Genomic DNA, 23,410 nt, shown 5'->3' on the forward strand with positions numbered 1-23,410 from the left:
CTGCATGGACATCCTCTACCTGCTGATTCCCCTGTCGTCGGTGCTGGTGCTGGTCATCTTGGGTGTTTTTGCGTGGGCTCTGTATTCCGGCCAATTTGATGACGTGGAGCAGCACGGCGAGCAAATTTTGGACGCCGCGCATGAGTCGACTGATTTGCATCAAGGTGACTGAGCACGCCCCAACGAATAATCTCAGTTGAGCAAGGAAATCAGAGGCGCGTAATGGCTGACAACACACGAACAATCATGGGCCCACCCACACTCCCGTGGTGGCGCATCCCCATGGTGTGGCTGGTGATTGGCGGCCCGGCCTTGGTCGTGGTCGCTGGCTTCATCACCTTGGCCCTCGCCATCAATGGCGGCGACCAGCCTGTCCACAACCCAGGATCTGCCTCGCAGGCGTTTCGTCGCTGACACCAACACCATGCAGTGGCCGCTGATCCTCGCTGGCTTGGCCATGGGCGTGGCCGCCACACCGCATTGCGCCGTCATGTGCGCGGCGCCTTGCGCGGCGGTGACGCGTGGAGACAAGCACAGCGCGACCAGTTTTCAAGTGGGGCGCCTGATCAGCTACATGCTCGTGGGCGCACTGGCCGCGTACAGCGTGTCCACTCTCGGCGTCTGGAGCGAAACAGTGCCTGCGCTGCGTCCGCTGTGGACGCTTTTGCACCTGGCTTGCCTGGGGTTGGGTCTGTGGTGGTTGTTCACGGGCGAGCAACCCACCTGGATGAGGCGCGACGACACCGTGTCCGTGATCCGCATGCCAGGACGCCATTCACCCGTGATGCGCGCAGGCCTCACGGGCTTGGCATGGGCGGCCTGGCCCTGCGCCGCACTGCAAGGGGCGCTGGTGCTGGCGGCGCTGGCCAACACGCCATTGGCGGGTGCCTTGGTGATGGGCGCCTTCTCGGTGGCGTCCATGCCGGGCCTGCTGCTCGCTCCCTGGGCGTGGAAGCGCTGGCAGGCGCATCACGGCACCACCATTTCTCCCGGACAGCTGTCGCTGCACGGTTTTCGCATCGCCGGGATCGGCTTGGTGCTCGCCTCTGGCTGGGCCTTGACACACGACCTCTGGCAACGCTTTGCAACCTGGTGCACCACATGATGATCAGAGCCCTTGCCTTCGTCCTCGCCACCTTGGGCGCCACTGGCGTTTTGGTGGCCGCCGGGCTGAATGAACACGATGAGCGCGCGGCCGCTCTGAGTCTTGATCAGGGTCAAGGCTCAAACGGGGCCTTTGCCCAACAATCCCGGTAGACCCTTCAATCTCAAGCACGAAAACAACGAAAGGACGCGCCGAATGGCCGCTCTAAAATCTGCCGTGGTCAACTATGACGACTGGCCTGTTCGACAGTTCGCATTGGCGGCGGTGCTGTGGGGCGTGGTTGGCATGACCGTCGGCGTTCTGATCGCTGCTCAACTGGCTTGGCCCGACCTGACTGCGAACATCCCGTGGCTCAGCTATGGGCGCCTCAGGCCACTGCACACCAACGCGGTGATCTTCGCCTTTGGCGGCTGCGCGCTGTTTGCCACGTCTTACCATGTGGCCCAGCGCACGGGTCAAACCCGATTGTTCGCACCGGCCTTGGCCAAGTTCACCTTCTGGGGATGGCAGGCCGTCATCGTGGCGGCTGCGATCACACTCCCGATGGGCTACACGCAAGGCAAGGAATACGCCGAGCTGGAATGGCCCATCGACGTTCTGATCACGGTGGTGTGGGTCTCTTACGCTATCGTGTTCTTCGGCACCATCGCCAAACGGCAAGTTCGGCACATCTACGTGGCCAACTGGTTCTTTGGCGCGTTCATCCTGGCCGTGGCCCTCTTGCACGTGGTCAACAGCGCCGTCATGCCCGTGAGCCTGTGGAAGAGCTACTCGGCTTACGCCGGTGTTCAAGACGCGATGGTGCAATGGTGGTACGGCCACAATGCCGTCGGCTTCTTCCTCACCGCAGGCTTCCTGGGCATGATGTATTACTACATCCCCAAGCAGGCCGAGCGGCCGGTGTACTCGTACCGCCTGTCGATCGTGCACTTCTGGGCACTGATCTTCACCTACATGTGGGCTGGTCCGCACCACCTGCACTACACCGCCTTGCCCGACTGGGCGCAATCGGTGGGCATGGTGTTCTCGCTGGTGCTTTTAGCCCCCAGCTGGGGCGGCATGATCAACGGTGTGATGACCTTGTCGGGCGCCTGGTACAAGCTGCGCGACGACCCCATCCTCAAGTTCCTGATCGTGGCCTTGTCTTTCTATGGCATGGCCACCTTCGAAGGCCCGATGATGTCCATCAAGACCGTCAATGCGCTGTCGCATTACACGGACTGGACAGTGGGCCACGTGCACGCCGGGGCCTTGGGCTGGGTTGGTTTCATCACCATGGGATCGCTTTACTACCTGATCCCCCGCATGTTCGGCCGGACCACCATGTTCAGCGTCAAGGCGATCGAGATCCACTTCTGGATCGCGACACTGGGCGTCGTCCTGTACATCGCGGCGATGTGGATCGCCGGCGTGATGCAGGGCTTGATGTGGCGTGCGGTGAATCCCGACGGCACCTTGGTTTACAGCTTCATTGAAAGTGTGAAGGCCACATTCCCGTTCTATGTGGTTCGCCTGAGTGGTGGTTTGCTGTACCTCAGCGGCATGTTGCTGATGGCCTGGAACGTGGTCATGACCGTGCGGGCAGGCAAACCCGCCGTCGCGAAGGTTCCTGCTACCAAGCATGAAGGGCACGTCAACCCGGCGCGGGGACACGAAAAAATCGAGACCAACAATGGCCTGATGATCGTCCTGATCCTGTTGGTGGTGGCCGTGGGCGGCTTGGTTGAGATCGTGCCCCTGTTCTTCCAACGCTCCACCACTGAAGCCGTGGCGGGTGTCAAACCCTACACCGCCTTGCAACTCGTGGGCCGTGATATCTACCTGCGTGAAGGTTGCTACAACTGCCACTCACAGATGATTCGCGCCTTGCAGTCCGAGACATTGCGGTATGGGCACTACTCCTTGGCAGGCGAGTTCGTTTATGACCGGCCATTCCAATGGGGCAGCAAGCGCACCGGGCCGGACCTGGCACGCGTTGGTGGCAAGTACAGCGATGAATGGCACCGCATTCACCTGACCAGCCCACGCGACCTGGTCCCTGAGTCCAACATGGCAGCCTACCCATGGCTGGCCACCAAGCCAGTCGATCCGGCCAGCGTGCCGCCTCGCTTGACGGCCATGAAGCGCCTGGGCGTGCCTTACACGCAAGCCGAAGTCGATGCGTCGTCCGAAGCCGTGCAGGGCAAGACTGAGCTGGAAGCGCTCATCGCCTACCTGCAGGTGTTGGGTACCCAACTGAAGTAACAAGGAGACCCCACATGGACCTCAATGAGTTACGCGTCCTGGTCACCATGGCCAGCTTCGTCAGCTTTGGCGGCATCGCTGTCTGGGCCTGCTGGCCCGGGCATCGCGCTGATTTTGACGCCGCAGCACAACTTCCCTTCAGCGACGAGGAGCCCGTTCGTGAGTGATTTCATCAGCAGTGGATGGTCCTACTACGTTGCCGCAGCCACCATCATCGGCCTTCTGGCCTGCCTGGCCTTGTTGGTCATCGCAGCCAGGCGCAAGGTCATTCCTGGCGACAACACCACCGGCCATGTCTGGGACGAAGACCTGCGAGAACTGAACAACCCCCTGCCGCGCTGGTGGATGGGGCTGTTTGTGGGCACGGTGATTTTCGCCTTTGCCTACCTCGCGCTCTATCCCGGACTGGGCAGCACACGTGGCTACTTTGATTGGAGCACCAATGGTCAGCACGCCGCCGAAGTGGAAGCAGCCCGCGCGCTGAGTGCCCCGCTTTATGCCAAGTTCGCAGGTTTGCCCGCCAACCAGTTGGCGAAAGATCCTCAGGCCATGGGGATTGGCGAGCGCCTGTTCGTCAACAACTGTGCCACTTGCCATGGATCGGATGCCCGCGGCAGCAAAGGCTTTCCCGACTTGACCGACAACGATTGGCTTCACGGTGGCGCCGTCGAGAAGATCGAAGAGACCATCACGAAGGGGCGGATTGGCATGATGCCCCCCATGGGCGGGGCAGTGGGCACTGAAGCCGATGCGCGCAACCTGGCCCACTATGTCTTGAGTCTGTCTGGCGGTGCACACAACAACATCGCGGCACAATTGGGTCGGTCATCATTTTCGGCGTGTGCGGCTTGTCATGGCATGGATGGCAAGGGCAACCAGGCCCTCGGCGCTCCCAATCTGACCGACAAGGTTTGGTTGCATGGCTGGGGTGAAGAGGCCGTCATGAGCATGATCAAGAATGGCAAAACCAACCAGATGCCAGCCCATGGCACCCGTTTGACCGCCGAGCAGATCCATGTCCTGGCGGCGTATGTCTGGCAGATGTCCCAACCCAAGGTGGAGAGCGTTGCCCTGCAACGGTGAACCAACCATGACTGGACCGGATAAGAAAGCGACGTCGGCGCGGGTCATACCGATCGTTCCGGTACCTAACGCCTCGGCTGATGGCGAGGCGACACAACTCGTGTCCCTGTATGAAAAGCAGCCCAAGATCCACCCACGCGCCGTTCACGGCTGGTTTGCTGCGTGGCGCTGGACTTTGGTGTGGTTGACCCAGGCCATTTTCTATGGATTGGCCTGGCTGCCCTGGAACGGCCGTCAGGCCTTGCTGTTTGACCTGACCGCCCGGCGCTTCTTCATCTTCGATCTGGTGCTGTACCCGCAGGACTTCATTTACCTGACGGGGTTGTTGGTCATTTGCGCCTTTGCGCTGTTCCTGTTCACCGCCGTGGCCGGGCGCCTTTGGTGCGGCTATGCCTGCCCTCAAACGGTGTACACCGAAATATTCCTTTGGGTCGAGCGCCAGTTCGAGGGTGACCGGAGTCAACGCCTCAAGCTGGATGCAGGCCCCTGGGGATGGCGCAAGGTTTGGCGCAAGTTTGGCAAGCACTTCACCTGGGGTGTCATTGCCTTGTGGACGGGCTTCACCTTCGTGGGCTACTTCACACCCATCAGAACGCTGGCCGCAGAAGTCACCCAGTTCAACCTGGGCCCCTGGGAAACCTTCTGGGTGCTGTTCTATGGGCTGGCCACGTATGGCAACGCTGGCTACTTGCGTGAACAGGTGTGCAAGTACATGTGCCCCTATGCGCGCTTTCAGAGCGCCATGTTTGACCACGACACGCTGGTCATCAGCTATGACCAGGCGCGTGGCGACCCTCGCGGAACCCGCGCCCGCAGTGCCGACCTCCAGCAACTGGGCCTGGGCGATTGCATCGACTGCGGCTTGTGTGTGCAAGTGTGCCCAACGGGCATCGACATCCGAGATGGCCTGCAGTACGAGTGCATCGGCTGCGCCGCCTGCATCGACGTCTGCGACAGCGTCATGGACAAGATGCGCTACCCACGCGGCCTGATCAAGTACGCCACGCAGTCGGGCATGGAACAGAAGCTCACTTCGCGCCAAATGATGGGCCGCATGCTGCGGCCTCGTATCCTCATTTACAGCGGCATCCTGGTGACCATCTCACTGGCGCTGGTGGCCAGCCTGGCCCTGAAAAGTCCGTTCAAGGTTGACGTGGTGAGAGACCGAGGGTCTTTGGCCCGCATTGCAGGGGAGGGCAACATTGAAAACGTTTACCGCCTGCAACTGATGAACGCCACGGAACAAACCCAGCGCCTGCAGGTGCAGGTCAGTGGTTTGCCTGGGGCCAAGGTCACTGGCGTGTCGGTGATCGAGGTGGAGGCCACCGAAGCCCGCTGGTTCCCAGTCGTCGTCCAGGTGCCGCAAGAATCTGCCCACCAACTGAGCCCTGGCGCACACCCGATTCAGTTTCGAATCGAACGCCTGGCTGAAGACGGGCAGGGCAGCAACGCCAACGTGGTGGAAAAGTCCACCTTCGTCATTCCTCGTTGAAAGCCGTTCATGAACAGTTCGTCGCCTGTGGAGTTGGACTCGCGATTGCTCCAACGCCTGGACAAGGGTGGGCCGCGCTACACCTCCTACCCCACGGCAGACCGCTTCAATGAACGCTTTCAGCCGCAGGACTATGAACGGGCGCTGAAGAAGCGGGCCGAAGGCCTGGCGGCCGGTCTGACCATCGCGCCCTTGTCCGTGTATGTGCATTTGCCGTTCTGTGAATCGGTGTGCTACTACTGCGCCTGCAACAAGATCGTCACGCGCGATCACAGCCGCGCCACCCAGTACCTTGATGCGATCGAGCTGGAAGTCGATCTGCACTTGCGGGCATGGCGGCACCCCCAGCAGGCCTCGCAACTCCACCTGGGTGGTGGCACGCCCACCTTCCTGAGCGACCAGGAACTCCGCCGCTTGATGGCCATCCTGCGCCATGCGGTCGAGTTCTTACCTGGTGCTGAAATGTCTGTCGAGGTGGATCCGCGAACCGTGACGCCACAACGATTGGCCAATCTGGCTGAAATGGGGTTCAACCGGATCAGCTTTGGCGTGCAAGACTTCGACGCACAGGTTCAAGCCGCCGTGCACCGCGTTCAACCTTTTGAGTCTGTTCAAGGCTTGATGGAAAGCGCCCGGTCGTTGGGCTATGGCTCCATCAACACGGACCTGATCTATGGCTTGCCCAAGCAAACGCCCGAGTCGTTTGCCAGAACCCTTGGACAGGTTGCGCAACTGAGGCCTGACCGCATCGCGCTGTATGGCTATGCCCACATGCCGGATCGCTTCAAGCCGCAGCGCCGCATCCTGACACCTGATCTGCCCACACAAGCGCAGCGGGTGAGCATGCTCGAACAGGCGATCAAGCGCTTCAGGGCCGAAGGCTATGACTACATCGGCATGGACCACTTCGCTTTGCCAGACGACTCGTTGGCCGTCGCCAAGCGTCAGGGCAGGCTGCAGCGCAATTTTCAAGGCTACAGCACGCAACCCGACTGCGACATTGTGGCGTTGGGGGTGTCCGCCATCGGGCGCGTCGGTAACAGCTATTCGCAGAACGCCAAGACGCTGGACAAGTACCAGGCCGCTCTGGTGCAAGGGCGTTTCCCCACGGAGAAAGGCATTTGGTTGTCCAACGATGACCTCATTCGCCGCACCGTGGTCATGGCATTGATGTGCCAAGGCCGACTGGATTTCGACGCGATTGAAAGCACCTGCGGCATCACGGTGTCCGAATACTTCAGGCCAGAACTGGCTCGATTGCAAGGGATGGTGGGCGAGGGCATGCTGGTGCTTGAGCCTCGCGCCGTGCAGCTGACCCCCTTGGGGTGGCACTTTGTGCGGAGCGTGTCCATGGTGTTCGACCGGTACCTGCAATGACAACAGTGGCTCGCATGCCACTCATTGACAGCGGCTTCTGAAAACACTGATCATGCCCTTCTACTGGAGGGCTGGCCTGTGGATCAAGTCGTTTCGTTTCTGGGGCGCAATGGTTACCTGCCGCATGGCTACTGTTTTACATGGCAGCCGGAGCTTTTGTGGTCCATGGTGGTCGCGGACCTGGTCATCGCAGCCGCGTACTTCTCGATCCCACTGGCCATGCTGAGTTTCGTCCGAAAACGTGGGGAATCCTCCACGAACTGGTTGGTCGGGCTGTTTAGCGCCTTCATCTTCGCTTGTGGCATCACGCACGTGGCCGATGTGATCACCATCTGGCAACCGTTCTATGGCTTGCAAGCCATCAGCAAAGTGGTGACGGCCCTCATTTCCTTGGTCACCGCCATTGCCCTGTGGCCGCTGATTCCCAAGGCACTCAAGATCCCTTCGGTCGCGCAGTTGCAGTCGAGCATTGAGTCGCTCGAAGCTGAGGTTAAACAACGGCGTGCCGCTGAAGAAAACCTCTCAGACACCCAAGAAGCCCTGGTCATCGCGCTGGCCAGCATTGGCGCCGGATTCATGGCCACCGACCGCCAGGGCCGTGTCAGCCGCATGAATGCGGTGGCCGAACAAGTCACCGGCTGGAGCCAGGACCAAGCATTGGGCCGACCGATGTCCGAGATTTTTAACCGCCAAGACCAGCCCGACTCAAACCTGGGCCGCAACCCCGTTGACCTCATGATCGGCATGGGGGCCACCATTGACACCGTGCATCAGGTGGTGGCCATCCGCCCTGACCAAACGCGCGTCTCCCTGGAAGTGCAAGCCTCGCTGACCTATTCGCCAGACCGAGAGGTGAGGGGGCTGGCCATGGTTTTCAGAGACATGACGCAGCTGAATGAGGCCGAGGTTGGAGCCAATCAGTTGGCCGCCATTGTCGACTCGTCTTATGACGCCATCATTGGCAAAACCCTGGACGGGCGCATCACCAGCTGGAACAGGGGAGCGCAGTCCCTGTTTGGCTACACGGCGCAAGAAGCCATTGGCCAACCAATCCAGATGTTGTTGCCGCCCGATCGCGCCGCTGAAGAAATGGCCATCCTGGCCGAGCTGTCGGCCGGTGTTCAAATCGCCCCCTTTAACACGGTTCGCCGGGCCAAAAATGGCGACCTGGTGGACGTCTCCGTCACCATCTCGCCTATCAGAGACGCGCACGGCCAGATCATTGGCGCCTCCAAGATTGCACGAGACATCACCCAACAAAAACGCGTTGAGCAGATGCACCTGGAGGCCGAGAGGCTTGAGGCCGAAAACCGCCAGATTCACGCAGCGAGTCGACTCAAAAGTGAGTTTCTGGCCAACATGTCGCATGAGTTGAGGACACCACTCAATGCCATCATTGGCTTCGCGGGCTTGCTCCATGGCGACGCGGTCCCGGCTCAATCGCCCAAGCATCGTGAGTTCCTGGGCTACATCGAAACCAGCGGCCAGCACCTGCTGCAGTTGATCAACGATGTGCTGGACCTGTCCAAGGTTGAGGCTGGCAAGCTGGAGTTTTACCCGGAGCCGGTGGACCTGGCACTGCTGGTCAAAGAAGTCACCACGATCCTTCAGACTTCGGCCAACCGACAAGGGGTGACCGTTTGCGCAGAGATCGACGAGAGCATTGGCGAGCTTCACATTGACCCGGCGCGGCTCAAGCAAGTGCTCTACAACTACCTGTCCAATGCCATCAAGTTCACGCGGCCTGGTGGGCAGGTCACTTTGCGGGCAATGCCGCAGGGAAGGGCCCATTTCCGGATTGAAGTTGAAGACACCGGCGTCGGGATTGCCGAAGCGGATTTGTCAAAGCTCTTTGTCGAGTTTCGTCAGCTTGACAGTGGCTACACCAAACGGCACCAAGGCACCGGATTGGGCCTGGCATTGACACGCAGGCTGGTCCAGGCCCAGGGCGGACACATTGGGGTGCGCAGCACGCTGGGCGTGGGCAGCGTGTTCCACCTGGTCCTGCGTCGGCACAATGCTTCCAGCGAGGCATTGCCCAGCCCGGCCTCTGGCAGCGGACATCGCTTTCTGGTGATCACGGACAACGCGGACGAGCAACACCGCATGACCGACGCGCTCACGGCCGTGGGCGTTGAGGTGGACCATGCATCCACCGGCGACCAAGCTGTGGCGCGTGCTCGCAACCACACCTATGACGCGATCACGCTGGACCTGATCTTGTCGGACTGCCGCGGGCTGGAAGCGCTGTCAGCCATTCGCAGCAAGGGGCCCAGTCGGCAATCGCCCGTGGTGGCCGTGACCATGAGGACGGCATCCTCATTGGCCGCCAACTTCCCGGTGACCGATGTGCTGAGCAAGCCGCTTGAAACCCGACACCTCGGCATGGTGTTGGGCAATTTGGGCTTGACCCAGCGTCGCGGCGCGCGCGTCATGGTGGTGGACGACGATCAACTGGCGCTGGACTTGATGGAGGCCACCTTGGGCAAGCTCGGCATTGAGTTCATTGGCTTGTTGGACGGCCGCCGGGCACTTGCCGAAATGGCTGAGCATCGGCCCGACGCCATCATCCTTGACCTGATGATGCCCGGCATGGACGGGTTTGAAGTCCTGGACGCACTGCGTCAGCATTCGCAATGGAAACACATACCAGTGTTCATCTGGACCTGCATGCTGTTGACCCAGGACGAGTACGCGCACTTGGCAAATTCTGCCTTGGCGATCTTGAACAAAGGCGGCGGAAGCCTGGCGGCGTTGCTGGACGAACTGCGGCGCTGGAGATGTCCGGCGGCCATGGCCACGGCGACATCTGATGATGGGGAGGCGTGATGACGGCCCGGCGAATCATGATCATCGACGACAACCACATGAACCTTGAGCTGGTGTCCTACATGCTGGATGCCGGCGGATTTGTCGTGAAGATGGAAAGTGGCGCTGCCACGGCCTTGGACAGCATCCCGACATTCCGGCCAGACCTGATCTTGATGGACATCCAGTTGCCCGACATGGACGGCTTGGAGTTGACCCAGCGGCTGAAGGGCAATCCAGCCACCGCTGACATCGTGATCGTGGCGTTCACAGCCTATGCCATGAAAGGCGACGAGGCCAAGATGCTGGCCGCAGGGTGCGATGGCTACATTTCAAAGCCCATCAATGTGGCGACCTTCGTTTCGCAGGTGGAGGCATGTCTTTCTGTGCCGTCATCTGCTGGCGAGCCAAGAATAGCTTAGGGGTTGCTTGGCACCATGATCAGTTTCTTGCCCTGCCTGTGAGCCGCAAAATGGCCGCCATCAGGTCATTGGGACGCAGGGGTTTGGCGCAATAGGCGTTGAATCCGGCAGCCAGGGCCAGTGCCTCATCCTGCGGGCGTGCGAAAGCGGTGAGGGCGATCGCGGGCAGGTGGGTGCTGCTTTCATTTTTCAAGCCGCCGCACCTCGCGGATCAGGGCGTGGCCATCCTTGCCTGGCATGCCGATGTCGCTGACCAGCACATGGGGTCTGGCTTGATGGATGAAGCGCAAGCCCTCGTCATAGCCATCCGCCGACACCACCTCAGCGCCCCGGTCTCGCAGGATCATGCACAGGATGTCGCGCGCCTCTTGGTCGTCATCGACGATCACGATCGACAGGCCGTTCAGGCTTGAGGGCGGGATGCTGATTTCTGCCACTTCGCTCTCGTCCACCAAGGGCATGTGATCGGAGTCCGTCCGTTCGAATGCGGTCGTTGGATTGGTGGGAAGCGTCACCGTGAAGGTAGCGCCTTTGCCCACGCCTTCGCTGGCCGCCCGAATAGTGCCGCCATGCAACTCCACCAGTTGCTTCACGATGGACAGGCCCAGCCCCAGGCCACCGTGGTAGCGGTTGCTGGCCGAATCGCTTTGGGTGAAGCGGTCAAACAAATAAGGCAGGAACTCGGACTTGATGCCTTGGCCCAGGTCCTGCACCTTGAGCGTCAACTCCGCGTCAGTCTGCAACAGCTGGACCGTGATCTGTCCGCCGGGCTCCGAGAACTTGATGGCATTGCTCAGCAGGTTCCAGATGATCTGCTGCAAGCGGGATGGGTCAGCGGTCAGCGGGCGAGTGGCTTGTTCGACATCGACTTGGGCAGTCAGCGACTTGTCTCGCATCAGGGCGCCCAGGGTCGTCACGGCCGAGCTCACCAGTTCGGCCACGTCCACGCTCTCCAGTTCCAGGCGCAGTTTGCCCAGGTCCATGCGCGACACATCCAGGATGTCCGAGATCAGTCGGCGCTGCGTTTCAGCGTTGCGGGCAATGGCGTTGAGGCCTCGTGTCAGGTTGTTGACCCCTTCCGGGTGCTTCAGCACGTGGACCCAGCTCAGGATGGCGTTGAGTGGTGTGCGCAGTTCGTGCGACAGCACTGCGATGAATTCGTCCTTGGAGCGGCTAATGCGTTCAGCGGCGACGCGCGCGGCCTGTTCGCGCTCAAGCAATTGTTCGCGTTGCTGGGTCAGGGCGATGCGCTCGGAAATGTCGGTGGCCATGGCCATGGTGAGGCCTTGCTCGACGTGGGCCGACAGGCTCCACGCCAGGTGCAGTTGTTCTCCCTGGGCATTCAACAGCGGGAACTCACCGCGCCACATGCTTTGCTGATGCTGACTCAGGTAACCGGAGATTCTCTCAGCCCATTCGGGCGGTGCCAGGTCCACCACACGCTGGCCGACCACGGCGGGCTGTTGACGTCCCAACATCGTCAGCATGGCCGGGTTGACCTCGACGAAGTAGCCCTCGGTGTTGATCAGACAGATGCCGCCCACTGCCTGGTTATAGATGGCACGAAAGCGGGCCTCACTGCTGCGCATGGCGTCTTCTGCATCGCGCGTGCGGCCCAGGGTCTGGATGGTGGCAATGAGCAGCGAGGGCTCAGCCGGGTGCGTCATGTAAGCGTCGGCGCCCGAGTAAAGGCCACGCACTTTGTCCTCGTTGTCCACATAGGCTGCCGACAAGTAGACCACCGGCAGGTGGGTGGTCTCCGGACGGGCCCGCAAGGCCTTGCAGACTTCGAAGCCATTGATGTCGGGCAGGTGCACGTCCAGCACCACGGCTGCCAAGCCCGGGTGGGAGCGTTGCAAGGCTTCGCCACCCGTGCAAGCTTCGAGTGTTCGAAAACCTGCGGCTCGCAAGATGCGGGCTGTGGAATAGCGTGTCGCCGGGTTATCGTCGACGACCAACACTTCCGGCATGCCCGAAGGGTCTGGTGCGAGATCCTGCGGATCGTTAACGGCACTCATGGTCGGGGGGGCGGTTGGCATTTGTCGTCCTGACCAGGCAGGCGGGGCGGAAGAATCACGGAGAAGGTGGAGCCGCTGCCCAGCTCGCTTTGCAGACTGACCGTGCCGCCCAGCAACTCGGCCAGGCGCTTGCTGAGCGACAGCCCCAGGCCGGTGCCGCGCAGGCGTTTCTGGATGGGGGAATCAACCTGGGTGAAGTCTTGGAAGATCGCGTGGTGGAACTCTGGCGAAATGCCTATGCCGGTGTCGCACACCGCAAACGTGACCGTGCCTTCTTCATCGCGGCGTGCGGACACGCAGGTCGTCGACCATTTCCGAGAACTCGGCCGAAGTGCTCTGGATGAACTTGACCTGCACCTCCTGCTCAGCCGTCAAGGGGCCATCGATGCGGTCGATCAGCAGCCGAGAAATGCTCTGGATCGAGCCGATCGGGGTGCGGAATTCGTGGCTCATGTAAGCCAGAAATTGGCTTTTCAATTCGGTGGCCCGCTGCAGTTCTTGGGCCTGCGAATCAAGTTCGGCGTAAAGCGCCAGCACGCCACGGTTGGTTTCTTCAAGTTCCGCGCGCAGGTCTTCCAGTTCGAGGTTCTTGGCTTGCAATTCGGACTGCAAGTGTTCGAATAGCTGTTCGGTCATCAGGCGCCTCGCCGTTTCAGGACCACCACCGTGGCATCGTCGAGGCCACGGCAATGTTCGCGGACCAGCCATCCAGCCACCACGGTGGGGTGATGTTGCAAGATTCCCTGAGCATTGTCCAGGTCCCAGCGTGTGGTCAGGCCGTCGGAATGCAGCACCAGCAGGGCGTAAGGCGGCCATTCTTGCTTCACGTCCTGCAGTCGACGGATCTGTATGCCCACAGTGCCATGCTGCGATGCGAGCGACTTGTCCCTCACACCCGAAATCAGCCTGCCCGCGATGTTCCCGGCACCCGAGAAGGTCAAGACGTTGTCGTCCATGTTCAGTTGCGCCATGAGCACCGCCGCACCACGGGTGGCCCGAAGCATCTGATGCATGCGCTCCACCGCTTGGCTAGGCGGGATGAAGGGCGCGTCTTTGAACACGGTCACCGCAGCGTTCGAAGCCTCGAAAGCCAACGGGCCATGACCCAGCCCGTCGGCCACAATGATGGATGCCTGCGACCCCTGCTGAACAACGGCCCAGGCATCCCCACAGACGAATTCACCGGGCGCCGCCAGCGCAACTGAGCCCTGGACAAAGCTTGAAGGATTCGCTGGCACCAACGGGGTTTCACCGGCGTCTACCTTGGCCGCCACACGCGACATGATCACCGTGCCGGCAGGCTGCGATGAAAAGAGATCGAACTCCGTGGAAAGTCGCCTGACCGCGCCCAGCCCGGAGCCTGGCGTGTCGCCGGTGGGGTAGCCATCAGCCATGCAAGCCCGAACATTGGGGATGCCGGGGCCGTGATCCAGCGACAGGATCTCGACCATGGCTTGGCCATCATCGCCTTCGACCGCACCGACCAGCAGCCGACCCTTCTGCGCATGGCGGACCAGGTTGGTGCCCAGTTCGGTGGCGACCAAAGCCGCGCGGCCGGTGGCCACTTCGTCGAAACCAAGTTGCTCGGCCACTCTGACCGCAGCTCGCCGGGCATGGCCAACCTGGCTGGCATCGTGCACGTCAATGGCAAGGTGGCAAGGTACTTCTAGCATGAGCACATCACTTCCAGCGCGTGATGCTGACGCAGGTGCCTTCACCCACGACGGATCTGATCTCGAACTCGTTCACCAGGCGTCGGCTGCCCGTCAGGCCCATGCCCATGCCTTTGCCCGAGGTCCAGCCATCGGTCAAAGCCAGGTCCATGTCGGGGATGCCGGGGCCCTGGTCCTCGAAGTGCAGGCGCAGGCCATTGCGAAGGCCGTCTTGCAGTAGTTCCCAGCGCATCTCGCCGCCACCGCCATACACCACGGTGTTACGCGACAGCTCGCTGGCCGCCGTGATCATCTTGGTCTGGTCCACCAGCGAGAACTTGAGCTCTTGGGCCAGCTTACGCACCGTCTGACGGCTCAGCACGATGTCCTGCTCGGTGAGTAGCTGCATCGAGCCCTTAGAGGTCGCTGTCACTGTCCTGCTCCTTGGCCGATTTGGTGAGCAAGGCCATGCCCTTCTCGACATTCAGTGCCGTCCGCACGCCTTCCAGTGACAGCCCCAACTCGACCAGCGTGATCGCCACGGCCGGCTGCATGCCCACCACCACGGTGTTCGCGTCCAGCACGCGCGCAATGCCCGAGATGCTGGCCAGCATGCGACCAATGAAGGAGTCGACGATCTCCAGCGCGGAGATGTCGATCAGCACGCCCTTGGCGCCAGTCGTCTCAATCCTGCTGGCCAGGTCATCCTGTAGCGCCATGGCAGTTCGGTCCTGCATGTCCACCTGGATGGTGACCAGCAGGCAAGTGCCCATCCGGAGAATTGGAATGCGTTCCATGGTGATTGCAGTCTCAGACCTTGGTGCGGGTGATGGTGTAACCCGTGGACTTCAGGGCGATGGACAAGGCATCGGCCAGTGTGGCTTTGGTGGTGATGCCTTGCAGGTCAATGCCCAGGTGCACGATAGTTTGCGCGATTTGTGGGCGGATGCCGCTGATGATGCATTCGGCGCCCATCAGGCGGATCGCCGTCACGGTTTTGAGCAGGTGCTGCGCCACCAAAGTATCCACTGTAGGCACGCCGGTGATGTCGATGATGGCCAGTTCCGAGCCGGTGTCGACGATGCGTTGAAGCAGGGCTTCCATCACCAGTTGGGTGCGGCTGCTGTCCAGTGTGCCGATCATGGGCACGGCCAGGACACCATCCCACAGCTTGATCACAGGGGTGGACAGCTCCAGTAACTCCTGTTGTTGGCGGCCGATGATGTCCTCGCGCGTGCGCTGGTAGGTATTGATGGTGAACAGCGCCATGTGGTCGATCAGGGTGGAAATCCACCAGATGAGGTCGACCAGCGTCGAGGGGTCACTGGCCAAGCGCTGTTGCAGCCCCGAGAACAGCGGCTTTTTAAACGCCATGACGAACACGCTGGTGTCGCCCGCCGAAGCACCTTGCGCAGCGCGAGAAGAGGACAGATCTGCCAGGGCGTAGCGCAGGGCCTGCCAGGGTGCATCGTCAAACCGGAGTGGATCGCCATCGGCCAGGATGCCTTCATGGAAGGCGGTCAGCAATGTGTTGGCACTGCCGACATTGCTAGCGGACTTACCGCTCTGGGAGTGTTTCTGGGCTTCCGTCAGCCACTCGGCCAAGATCTGTTCGCGACTGGATTTCAGTAACCCGTCAATGGCAGTGTTCTGAGTTTTCATTTGGTCCCTCAATATGGATTCCAGGACGCACTTGGCGCCGTGTCATGAAATGTTGCCGGAAACTATACAGGGTCCATCATTGACAGGCCAGGTAACCCGTTCTGAGCGTTGCCGCCGCTAAACTCCTTGGTTCTGAGGCCGACAGCGTGGGTTTCATCTCAAGAGCGAGCCCCCAATCGCCACCACCAGCAATCTGTGATCCCAGGCACGGTACATTTTCGAGTTGACATAATATACATCGTAGAAAGTAAACATGTTGGCCGTGAGAGCCGCTATCATGGCCTCATGCGCCGACTGCTCATCCTCGTCATGATTGTTCTGCTTCCCTTGCGAAGTTGGGCGGGCGATCTGATGGGCGTTGAAATGGCAGCACGCAGCACGGTTTCTGCGATGGCGGGCGCCATGCCTCCCGGGTGCGCGATGCATCATTCGCAGCCAAGCCAAGCCCACACCCCAGAAGCCAATGTTGGGCACGCTCACAGCGATGGGAAAACCTGTGCGTCTTGTGGCCTGTGCATCCCCATGGCGGAACTGGCGGTTGCTCGGCTGGAAGTCACCACGTTTGCCATGCACACCCCGCCCCTGATGGGCAGTGCAGATTTCATGAGTGCCTCACTGGCGCCCACCGTCAAGCCCCCCATTTTTTGATCTCCAAGCCCAAAGTGCGTCCGCAGTTTCTGCGGTGACATGAACCGTGGCTCGACCTGAGCCACTGCTGGAGATGCAATGAAAAAAACCCTCCTGTTGGCTCATGTGGCGGTCGTCGTCGCTGCCAGCGCGGCCCACGCCGCACCCATGGGCTTCAAGGACAGTGCCATGGCCATGGGCGACTTCAGTCCCAATTGGCGAGAGTCCTGGGTCAACTACGCCCTGACCTCACGCGATGCGGTCGGCGTGGGCGGCGTGTACATGCGGTCCGATGACAAGTCGAAGACCCGGACGCTGGCCGAGGTGAACTACACGCGGCTTGTGCAACGGTGGAATCTGCCGCATGCACAGGCGAACGTTTGGTTCTTCGCGGGTGCCGGTTCAATCCGGGGCAACGACTTCGCGGGGACCAAGCTGGCTGTCGCGCCCGGCGTTCAGGTGGACTATGAAACCACTCGAATCTACCTGGCCGCCACGGGGCGCCTGTACCGGGCGGAGGGCTTGAACCACGACTTTGCGTCCATCCGCGCTGGCTTCTCGTTCTACGAGGTGAACTACGACGAGATCCAACCCTGGTTCGTCGTCGAAGCGCGCCGCATGCGGGGCTTGTCGGACACGACAGAGATCACGCCCATGCTGCGCCTTATCCACAACCGCTATTTCGTCGAGCTGGGGGTCAACACCTCCAAAGAGGCTCGGGCGAACATCATGTACATCTTCTGAAGGAACTTCAATGAAACACCACTCACACATTCTGGTCGCTGTGGCTCTGAGCAGCATCACCACCTTGTCTTTTGCCGCAACCAGCGTCAAGGCCACAGTCAACGGCATGGTCTGCGCGTTCTGTGCTCAGGGCATTGAAAAGCGGCTGTCAAAGATGCCCGCCACTCAAGCGGTCTATGTGGACCTGAAGCAGAAAATTGTCGCCGTGGAGGCCAAAGCCGGCCAGACCTTGGACGGCAAGGCGATCACTGCCGAAATCACCGACGCGGGTTACGACGTGACGAAGCTGGAGACGGTCGAGAAGTCGGTGGCCGACATCAAGGCGGAAGTGAAGGCCCAGAAATGAGCGCAGACGGCGTCATCGAGTCAAAGGCGAGCCTGTGGACCTCGGTCCTCAGTCTGTTCGCCAGCTCCAGCACCTTGGTCTGCTGCGCTTTGCCAGCATTGCTGGTGACGCTCGGCGCAGGTGCAGCGCTGTCGTCGCTGGTGTCGGTCTTCCCGCAGGTGGTTTGGCTCAGCGAGCACAAGGTCGGCCTGTTCTTGTTCGCTGGGCTGGCCATGGCAGGCAGTGGCTTGCTGCAATGGCGGAACAGGACGGCGCCCTGCCCGGCCGACCCGCTGTTGCGACGAGCCTGTTTGAAGACACGCTTGATGTCGCGGCGCCTGTATGTGTTCAGTCTGGCGGTGTACCTGGTTGGCGCCTGGTTTGCCTTCGCTCAGCCTTGGCTGAGTGGGGCCTTTGCAGAAAGCTAGGCACGATTTCAGATGAGCAGCAAATGCTGCTTCTGAAGCTTCCCCATCTCATCCTGCGGAAGCTCAGCTTCACGCGCAAACCTTGGCCAATCCTCAATGGCCGAACGAACCTGGTCGATCACGCGGCGGCCGGTGCCGACACCGAAACGCGCAGCCTCGGCCAGCAGGTCATCAACGCAGAAGCCCTTGAACTTGCCATTGACCGACATGAGATGCTGGCTCGTCCATTCGCCGGTGGGATTGTGCGCAAACGTCACGTCGTAGGCCGGCGACAGCGCCCAAGTCTTGCCGCCCTGCCGCAGCAGGAACGAGAAGTTCTTGGTGTGGTCATCGCAGTTGCGCCCCATCACGTTGAACACCATGCGCCTGAAAGCCTCCTCCTGGTCTTCGTAAGGCATGTTCAATTGCCGGATGACCGTGAACAGCTGCGAATAGGCATTGGCTCCCTTCTTCTTGTAGTCGAGGTGGTCCATGGCGCAGAGCGTCTGCATGTGATGGCGCCCGGTTTGCCCCTCGCGGTCAAAGCGCTTGGTCATGAAGTGCGCGCGGCCGTTTTCGCTCAAGAGCCGACAGTCGGTCATCCGGATGCCCGCTGCGCGCGCCATCAGGTGATAGGCGTATTCGATGCGGCCGTAGTTCTGCGATGCACCAAGCTCGCTGTCCACGCCCATCCCGTCGAACTTGAGCAGCCAATGCTCGAACCCTTCGGGTGCATCGAGTTGGCCCGAGCGGATTTCACCCGTCTGCGGCTGCAAGGCGATGACCGCTTTGGCGCGCGCGCCACCTGCCGAGGTGCCGACGTCGATGATGCTGCGCAACGCCGCGTTCGCGTGGTCGTCGCCATCCAGGTGGCCGGTCACGATCTTTCTTGCCTCTTCAACCAGTTCGCTCAGTGCGATGGCCGTCGGCTTGTGCTTGGCCGGCCCGCGCGTCGGCTTGAACGTCATCGCGCCCATCGCCCGCGTGCTCATGTAGGCAAGCCGGTCAAGGGGCGTGACGTTGGCGGCGGCGATACCTTGGTCGGCCATGTACCGGTTGATGAGCGCGTTGCCAAAGTCATCGGGAAGCGCGTCGCTCAGTAGCGCTGGCAGGCGTTTGTAGGTGGCGTCTGGCAAGTCTGTGAACAGGTAGACCTCGTCCGGATTCGCCCGCATGCGCAGCGGAGACGGTTCAATGGCCTTGTTGGCAAACGCTGGTGTGTATTGAAAAGCGTAGTACCCATAGCGCTGGTCCAGCGCCACCGAGCCGATGTGCTCGCCCCAGAGGTAAGCCTCGACGACATTGACGTGCTTGTAGGCCTTGGGTTTTTTTCGTGGTGAAGTGACCATGCGATTGGCGCCTGATCAAGGCTGCTCAGGGCGCGCGCGCCGCGAGGCACGCTGCCGTGGCTCTGCCTGACGAGACAGCGCCAGCGGGCTGACGGTGGCGATGGGGGCAACGGTGTCGAGCCAGGCTTCGCGGCCCAACGCACGAAGAACGCAAACCAAGGTCTTGACCGTGGAGCCTTCTGCGTTCTCGAGACTGCGCACGGCGCGCACGCTGATGCCTGCCCGCTCGGCCAGCGTCTTCTGGCCCAGGTTTTTTGCGAGCCGAAGAGTCTTGAGTTTTTCACCCAGCTCTGCTTCGAGCTCTTGGGGCGTCAGATTGGCAGTCACCATGATTTCCATAAGTTCTACAAAAGGCGTATTTCAGCCCATTGATCGAAAATTTTCTGTTGATTGTCCTTCTTTTACCTCTTATTGTAATTTAATTGGCACTTGAATCAATGAATATAAGAGGCGCATATACGCCTATTAACTTGATTTTTATCAAAACTCATGCATTACATTGCAAATCAAACGCAAGCCATTGATTGCAAATGAAAATACAGGGAGTAATGAATGACTGATCAACCCAAGGACGCCGCACTTGCGGCCACCGACACGCCCTCACCGGCACCAGCGACCTCCGGATCGCTCAAGGGATCGCCCATCGAATGGTGGCAACTGACAACAACTTGGCTAACCAGGAGCGCCGCGATTGCCACCGCCATGGGTGCAGTGATTGTCACGGTCTACTTTCTGAGAATCCGCTACCTGCCCATCGACAGCTTGGCCAGCATGGCATCGCTGAGCGGTATCGTGGCCTTGCTGGCCTGCGCTTTGCTGCTGTCATTCATGGTGATGTGGGGCGCACCATCGGGCTTTGTGTACATGACCAAATCTGTGGGCATGTGGGAGGCACTGTCGATTCGACTACAAGTTCCCTCAATAGATGCTGATAAGCCGGTGCGAATTTCGCCGCTCCGTGTGTTTGGCCTTGTCACTGCGGCCGTAGGCATCCCCTGGTTGGCAATAGTGTTGGCGGCGGTGCCAGACTTGGGCCTTGGCCCGACATACCGCTCGCAAATACAGTTCCTCGCAACCGCAACTTGGTTGGCAGCACTGACCAGCTTTTCATACCAGCCCACCATGGCGTCATTCAGCGTCCAGAGAGCTGGCTGGTTCGCCGGATTTTCCTTGTTCGCAACGTACCCGTTGTTTGCCTTTGTCGAGATGAGCACGATGTCCCCGTTGAACATCAATGGGACCACCACGGTTTGGCTTTGGCTATTGGCTGGCCTTGCCGTGGCCATCTTTCTCCACTCAGTCAACCTTGGCATTGCCTTGAAAGCCGATGAAGGCAAGCAAGCCTTCGCCTGGGCTTTCCAGGCCGTGGCCATATTCATTTGCGTCTCCGGTACCGCCGTGGTGCTGGGTATTTCCAGCAAAGTGCACGATGGATTGATGCGCATCGTCTCGGTTCGCATCCCTCATGCCCACATCGTGGTCCAAAAAGGCACTTGCGATGCACTTCGGCTGGCCGGCGTGAACGCCAGTCGCTACGCAGCCATGCCGGGTGAAACTGCACCCGATGCCTGCGTACTCATGGACGTTACCGTGCTCTCCCGAGTTGGAAGCCAATGGCGTATTGCTTGCAGCAGAAGCACGGAAACAGATAAGACCTACAGAGGCTTCAACATCGATGCCAAGGAAGTGATCACCTTGGTCGACGTCCCCACTGAAGCGCAGGTTGCCAACAAGGGCGGCGAGGACATTTGCCAGGGAATGTGGTCACCCTGAAGCACAGAGGATGGCCAGGTTGGGCTCGTGGAATGGCAGCCCAGTCAGATGGCGCATGACTTGCCTTCAGGCTGTTCTTGCAACGCATTTTCCTGGTGAAAGCGTCTGATGTTGTCGGCCACCTGCCCTGCATGCTCCAAACTCAGGAACACGCCCGCGCTGTCAACCCATTGCAGCTCGGCATGGGGCAACTCGCTCAGCAATCGCTCTGCCAAACGCTTTGGAAAATGCCGGCAGCGTGTGGACCACAGCAGCAACACCGGCCGGTTGAATCCTTGCAGTGCAAAACCGGCTTCTTCCGTGAAGCGGGTCGAGACGCTGCGCAAGAACTTCCTCACATCTCGGCGCACACCGGCATCTTTGCGCAGGGGCTGGAGCCAGTGCTCAATCAGGTCATCGGCCAAGGGCCCCTCGGTCAGATCGCCGAATGCGATGGGCAGCCGCCTCAGCACCGGCACGTGGTGCAGCAACTGCGCAGACACCCAGGCCAAGCCCGGAACGTGTCCCCACCATTTGAGCGTGGCAAACGCTGGCGGCGGGAAAACGTCGTAGGCATCACAAGTGGTCAACACCGCGCGGCCGATGCGCTCAGGATGTCGCGCGCACACCATCTGCACCAAGGCACCTCCACTGTCGTTGCCCACCAGGGTCACGTCCCTCAAGTCGAGTGCCGCGATGAAGTCTGCAATGAGCCGAGCCACGCCGGGCACCGACAGATCCGCGTCGGGTTTCATCGCCTTGGCATGGGCGCCCAGGGGCCAATTGGGAAAAATGCAGCGCACACCTTGGCCCAGATCTGGCAGAAGGGGCAGCCAAAGCTGGTGGTCGGCCAGCAGCCCATGCACAAAAACAATGGGCTGCCCCCTGCCCTGGTCCAGATATTGAAGCGGGCCTTGCGGCAGGTGGATGGTTTTGAGTGAACTCATGGTGCTCTCCGGTGTTTGGGCCAATCGCGCATGCATGTTCTGCGCGCCAATCACATCGGGCAATTACCTTGGAGGTCATTGAAACGGCCCACGGGGGAAGAGATACTGCGGCCCATGAAGAACGCCGAACCTTTGCGCCTGAGCCCTCATGAGCCACCCCCGTTTGGCAGCCTTCTGCGGCAGTGGCGTGACGTGCGCAAGCGCTCGCAGCTGGACTTGGCGCTAGAGGCCAACGTTTCGCAGCGCCACCTGAGCTTTCTGGAATCAGGCCGCGCGCAACCCAGCCGTGAGATGGTGCTGCAGTTGGCCGAGGTGCTGGGCGTGCCTCTGCGCGAGCGAAACCTGCTGATGAGCGCAGCCGGGTTCGCGCCGATTTTTCAGCAGCGGGCGCTGCAAAACGACGAGATGAAAGCGGTGCGCGAAGCCCTGGAGCTGATGCTCCAGCATCACGAGCCCTACCCTGCCCTGGTGGTCAACCGGCAGTGGGACATGGTGATGAGCAATGGGCCAGCCCAGCGCTTCACGGCCATGTTGGGCGAGCCGGATGCGCTATGGCGCCTCGTTGATCCCAGCGGGGGCCGCAATGTGATGCGCATGACTTTTCACCCGCAGGGCATGCAACCCTTGCTGAGAAACTGGGCGCAAGTGGCGCCGCTGTTGTTGTCACGGCTTCAGCGAGAGGTGGCGGCGGACCCAACGCACCTGGCGCTGCGGCAGCTGCTGGCCGATGTCTGCCAGTTCCCGGGCGTGCCGGAGACCTGGCATCACCAAGGGTGGGTGCTACCCATGCCGCCACCCATTTTTCCGTTGGAATACGACCTAGGCGAGCACACTCTCAAGGTGTTCTCGATGGTGTCCACCTTTGGCACGGCGCTGGACATCACCGCCGAAGAGCTTCGGGTTGAAACCTTCTTTCCGGCGGATGATTTCTCACGCGACTTCTTCCGCATGCTGTCGCCCTGACCAGGGCCGCCACTACTTGCGCAGCACCACGTTCATGCCCGGTAAAACATCCGCTTCATCGACATAGCCAATGGCGCCTGGTGTCTTGCTCACGAACTCGATCATCTCGGCCGTTTGCTTAACCTCGTGCGGAGGTGTTCCCTTGCCCACATAGCGGCGAACAGTCCAGTAGGCCACGTACTGGTCTTCATCGGTCTGCAGGTACTGGCTCAGAAAGCGCTGGCGTGCCACCAGGTTGGGGGTGCCGTTGGCAGGCCGCACCCGCACCCCATCGACCTCAATGGTCTTGCCCATGAAAATGCGCTGAACCGTCGTCAGGTCGATCTTGCGGACGTTGGCGTGGCCGATGACCACGATGCGGTCGGCCGCATGGCACAAGGGTACGCAGGCCAGCAGCAACCATGCGAAGGTGTATTGAAGGCGTGTCATGAGC

Annotated in this window: 25 protein-coding genes and 3 pseudogenes; 17 read left to right on the top strand and 11 right to left on the bottom strand. The window is 60.7% G+C overall.

The genetic code is table 11. The annotated features are described in order from the left end of the window. Window positions 1-4 precede the first annotated feature (4 nt). The 11 genes and pseudogenes from ccoS (at window position 5) to PSV38_RS07575 (ending at window position 10,531) form a co-directional block, all read left to right on the top strand. A complete protein-coding gene (gene ccoS / locus PSV38_RS07525; RefSeq protein ID WP_300546308.1) occupies window positions 5-172 on the top strand; it encodes a cbb3-type cytochrome oxidase assembly protein CcoS in 168 nt (55 codons plus the stop codon). 50 nt (window positions 173-222) lie between these two features. Then, window positions 223-357, top strand: a pseudogene (locus PSV38_RS07530) (nitrogen fixation protein FixH); the annotation flags it as partial. 67 nt (window positions 358-424) lie between these two features. Beyond that, window positions 425-1,105, top strand: coding sequence for a sulfite exporter TauE/SafE family protein (locus tag PSV38_RS07535; protein WP_300546309.1), 681 nt, complete (start codon window positions 425-427; stop codon window positions 1,103-1,105). Between the two features lie 195 nt (window positions 1,106-1,300). Next, window positions 1,301-2,716, top strand: a pseudogene (gene ccoN, locus PSV38_RS07540) (cytochrome-c oxidase, cbb3-type subunit I); the annotation flags it as partial. 48 nt (window positions 2,717-2,764) lie between these two features. Then, window positions 2,765-3,349: a cytochrome-c oxidase, cbb3-type subunit II gene (ccoO, locus tag PSV38_RS07545; RefSeq protein WP_300546404.1), complete on the top strand. Its 585-nt coding sequence runs from the start codon at window positions 2,765-2,767 to the stop codon at window positions 3,347-3,349. Between the two features lie 14 nt (window positions 3,350-3,363). Beyond that, entirely contained in the window at window positions 3,364-3,516 is a 153-nt protein-coding gene (locus PSV38_RS07550; protein ID WP_300546311.1) for a cbb3-type cytochrome c oxidase subunit 3, read from the top strand. Further along, window positions 3,509-4,432, top strand: coding sequence for a cytochrome-c oxidase, cbb3-type subunit III (gene ccoP, locus PSV38_RS07555; RefSeq protein WP_300546312.1), 924 nt, complete (start codon window positions 3,509-3,511; stop codon window positions 4,430-4,432). Before PSV38_RS07550 ends, ccoP begins: the two co-directional genes overlap by 8 nt. 7 nt (window positions 4,433-4,439) lie before the next feature. Further along, the gene (ccoG, locus tag PSV38_RS07560) at window positions 4,440-5,924 is read left to right on the top strand and encodes a cytochrome c oxidase accessory protein CcoG (protein ID WP_300546314.1); all 1,485 of its coding nucleotides are present in this window, start codon (window positions 4,440-4,442) and stop codon (window positions 5,922-5,924) included. Between the two features lie 9 nt (window positions 5,925-5,933). Further along, the gene (gene hemN / locus PSV38_RS07565; protein WP_300546315.1) at window positions 5,934-7,301 is read left to right on the top strand and encodes an oxygen-independent coproporphyrinogen III oxidase; all 1,368 of its coding nucleotides are present in this window, start codon (window positions 5,934-5,936) and stop codon (window positions 7,299-7,301) included. A gap of 78 nt (window positions 7,302-7,379) precedes the next feature. Next, window positions 7,380-10,130 (top strand): PAS domain S-box protein, encoded by a 2,751-nt coding sequence (locus PSV38_RS07570; RefSeq protein WP_300546317.1) that lies wholly within the window; start codon window positions 7,380-7,382, stop codon window positions 10,128-10,130. A 17-nt stretch (window positions 10,131-10,147) separates the two neighbouring features. After that, entirely contained in the window at window positions 10,148-10,531 is a 384-nt protein-coding gene (locus PSV38_RS07575; protein ID WP_300546319.1) for a response regulator, read from the top strand. Window positions 10,532-10,550: 19 nt separating this feature from the next. On the opposite strand, the gene PSV38_RS07580 is transcribed toward PSV38_RS07575, so the two are convergent. The 7 genes and pseudogenes from PSV38_RS07580 to PSV38_RS07610 form a co-directional block, all read right to left on the bottom strand. Next, window positions 10,551-10,724 carry a hypothetical protein gene (locus PSV38_RS07580; RefSeq protein ID WP_300546320.1) on the bottom strand — a complete coding sequence of 58 codons (174 nt, stop codon included), beginning with the start codon at window positions 10,722-10,724 and terminating at the stop codon, window positions 10,551-10,553. Continuing rightward, window positions 10,714-12,549: a response regulator gene (locus PSV38_RS07585; protein ID WP_300546321.1), complete on the bottom strand. Its 1,836-nt coding sequence runs from the start codon at window positions 12,547-12,549 to the stop codon at window positions 10,714-10,716. The genes PSV38_RS07580 and PSV38_RS07585 overlap by 11 nt, the downstream gene beginning before the upstream one ends. Continuing rightward, window positions 12,546-13,185: pseudogene (locus tag PSV38_RS07590) on the bottom strand (ATP-binding protein). Before PSV38_RS07590 ends, PSV38_RS07585 begins: the two are co-directional and overlap by 4 nt. Beyond that, on the bottom strand, window positions 13,185-14,222 hold the full coding sequence (locus PSV38_RS07595; protein ID WP_300546322.1) for an ATP-binding SpoIIE family protein phosphatase: 1,038 nt from the start codon (window positions 14,220-14,222) through the stop codon (window positions 13,185-13,187). The pseudogene PSV38_RS07590 and the gene PSV38_RS07595 overlap by 1 nt, the downstream one beginning before the upstream one ends. A 7-nt stretch (window positions 14,223-14,229) precedes the next feature. Further along, a complete protein-coding gene (locus PSV38_RS07600) occupies window positions 14,230-14,634 on the bottom strand; it encodes an anti-sigma regulatory factor (RefSeq protein ID WP_366526647.1) in 405 nt (134 codons plus the stop codon). Beyond that, entirely contained in the window at window positions 14,618-14,998 is a 381-nt protein-coding gene (locus PSV38_RS07605) for an STAS domain-containing protein (protein WP_300546323.1), read from the bottom strand. The genes PSV38_RS07600 and PSV38_RS07605 overlap by 17 nt, the downstream gene beginning before the upstream one ends. Window positions 14,999-15,011: 13 nt before the next feature. Next, window positions 15,012-15,863 carry an STAS domain-containing protein gene (locus PSV38_RS07610; protein ID WP_300546324.1) on the bottom strand — a complete coding sequence of 284 codons (852 nt, stop codon included), beginning with the start codon at window positions 15,861-15,863 and terminating at the stop codon, window positions 15,012-15,014. 522 nt (window positions 15,864-16,385) lie between these two features. On the opposite strand from PSV38_RS07610, the gene PSV38_RS07615 reads away from it, so the two are divergent. The 4 genes from PSV38_RS07615 (at window position 16,386) to PSV38_RS07630 (ending at window position 17,987) form a co-directional block, all read left to right on the top strand. After that, window positions 16,386-16,511, top strand: coding sequence for a hypothetical protein (locus tag PSV38_RS07615; RefSeq protein WP_300546325.1), 126 nt, complete (start codon window positions 16,386-16,388; stop codon window positions 16,509-16,511). A gap of 78 nt (window positions 16,512-16,589) precedes the next feature. After that, window positions 16,590-17,234, top strand: a complete 645-nt coding sequence (locus PSV38_RS07620) for a hypothetical protein (RefSeq protein ID WP_300546327.1) — start codon at window positions 16,590-16,592, stop codon at window positions 17,232-17,234. Between the two features lie 10 nt (window positions 17,235-17,244). Beyond that, entirely contained in the window at window positions 17,245-17,580 is a 336-nt protein-coding gene (locus PSV38_RS07625; RefSeq protein ID WP_300546328.1) for a heavy metal-associated domain-containing protein, read from the top strand. After that, window positions 17,577-17,987, top strand: a complete 411-nt coding sequence (locus PSV38_RS07630) for a hypothetical protein (RefSeq protein ID WP_300546329.1) — start codon at window positions 17,577-17,579, stop codon at window positions 17,985-17,987. Before PSV38_RS07625 ends, PSV38_RS07630 begins: the two co-directional genes overlap by 4 nt. A gap of 8 nt (window positions 17,988-17,995) precedes the next feature. On the opposite strand, the gene PSV38_RS07635 is transcribed toward PSV38_RS07630, so the two are convergent. Both PSV38_RS07635 and PSV38_RS07640 read right to left on the bottom strand, forming a co-directional pair. Then, the gene (locus PSV38_RS07635) at window positions 17,996-19,315 is read right to left on the bottom strand and encodes a type II toxin-antitoxin system HipA family toxin (RefSeq protein WP_300546330.1); all 1,320 of its coding nucleotides are present in this window, start codon (window positions 19,313-19,315) and stop codon (window positions 17,996-17,998) included. A gap of 15 nt (window positions 19,316-19,330) precedes the next feature. Further along, window positions 19,331-19,645, bottom strand: coding sequence for a helix-turn-helix transcriptional regulator (locus PSV38_RS07640; RefSeq protein ID WP_300546331.1), 315 nt, complete (start codon window positions 19,643-19,645; stop codon window positions 19,331-19,333). Between the two features lie 222 nt (window positions 19,646-19,867). Here PSV38_RS07640 and PSV38_RS07645 point away from each other — a divergent pair, with 222 nt between their 5' ends. Continuing rightward, window positions 19,868-21,088: a hypothetical protein gene (locus PSV38_RS07645; RefSeq protein WP_300546332.1), complete on the top strand. Its 1,221-nt coding sequence runs from the start codon at window positions 19,868-19,870 to the stop codon at window positions 21,086-21,088. 44 nt (window positions 21,089-21,132) lie between these two features. On the opposite strand, the gene PSV38_RS07650 is transcribed toward PSV38_RS07645, so the two are convergent. Next, window positions 21,133-22,014, bottom strand: a complete 882-nt coding sequence (locus PSV38_RS07650; protein WP_300546333.1) for an alpha/beta hydrolase — start codon at window positions 22,012-22,014, stop codon at window positions 21,133-21,135. 114 nt (window positions 22,015-22,128) lie between these two features. On the opposite strand from PSV38_RS07650, the gene PSV38_RS07655 reads away from it, so the two are divergent. Continuing rightward, entirely contained in the window at window positions 22,129-22,977 is an 849-nt protein-coding gene (locus PSV38_RS07655) for a helix-turn-helix transcriptional regulator (protein ID WP_300546334.1), read from the top strand. A 12-nt stretch (window positions 22,978-22,989) separates the two neighbouring features. Here PSV38_RS07655 and PSV38_RS07660 read toward each other — a convergent pair whose 3' ends face one another. Next, window positions 22,990-23,406, bottom strand: a complete 417-nt coding sequence (locus tag PSV38_RS07660; RefSeq protein ID WP_300546335.1) for a hypothetical protein — start codon at window positions 23,404-23,406, stop codon at window positions 22,990-22,992. Window positions 23,407-23,410: the final 4 nt, after the last annotated feature.

It is taken from the genome of Aquabacterium sp. (assembly GCF_029946005.1).
GTDB lineage: Bacteria > Pseudomonadota > Gammaproteobacteria > Burkholderiales > Burkholderiaceae_C > Aquabacterium.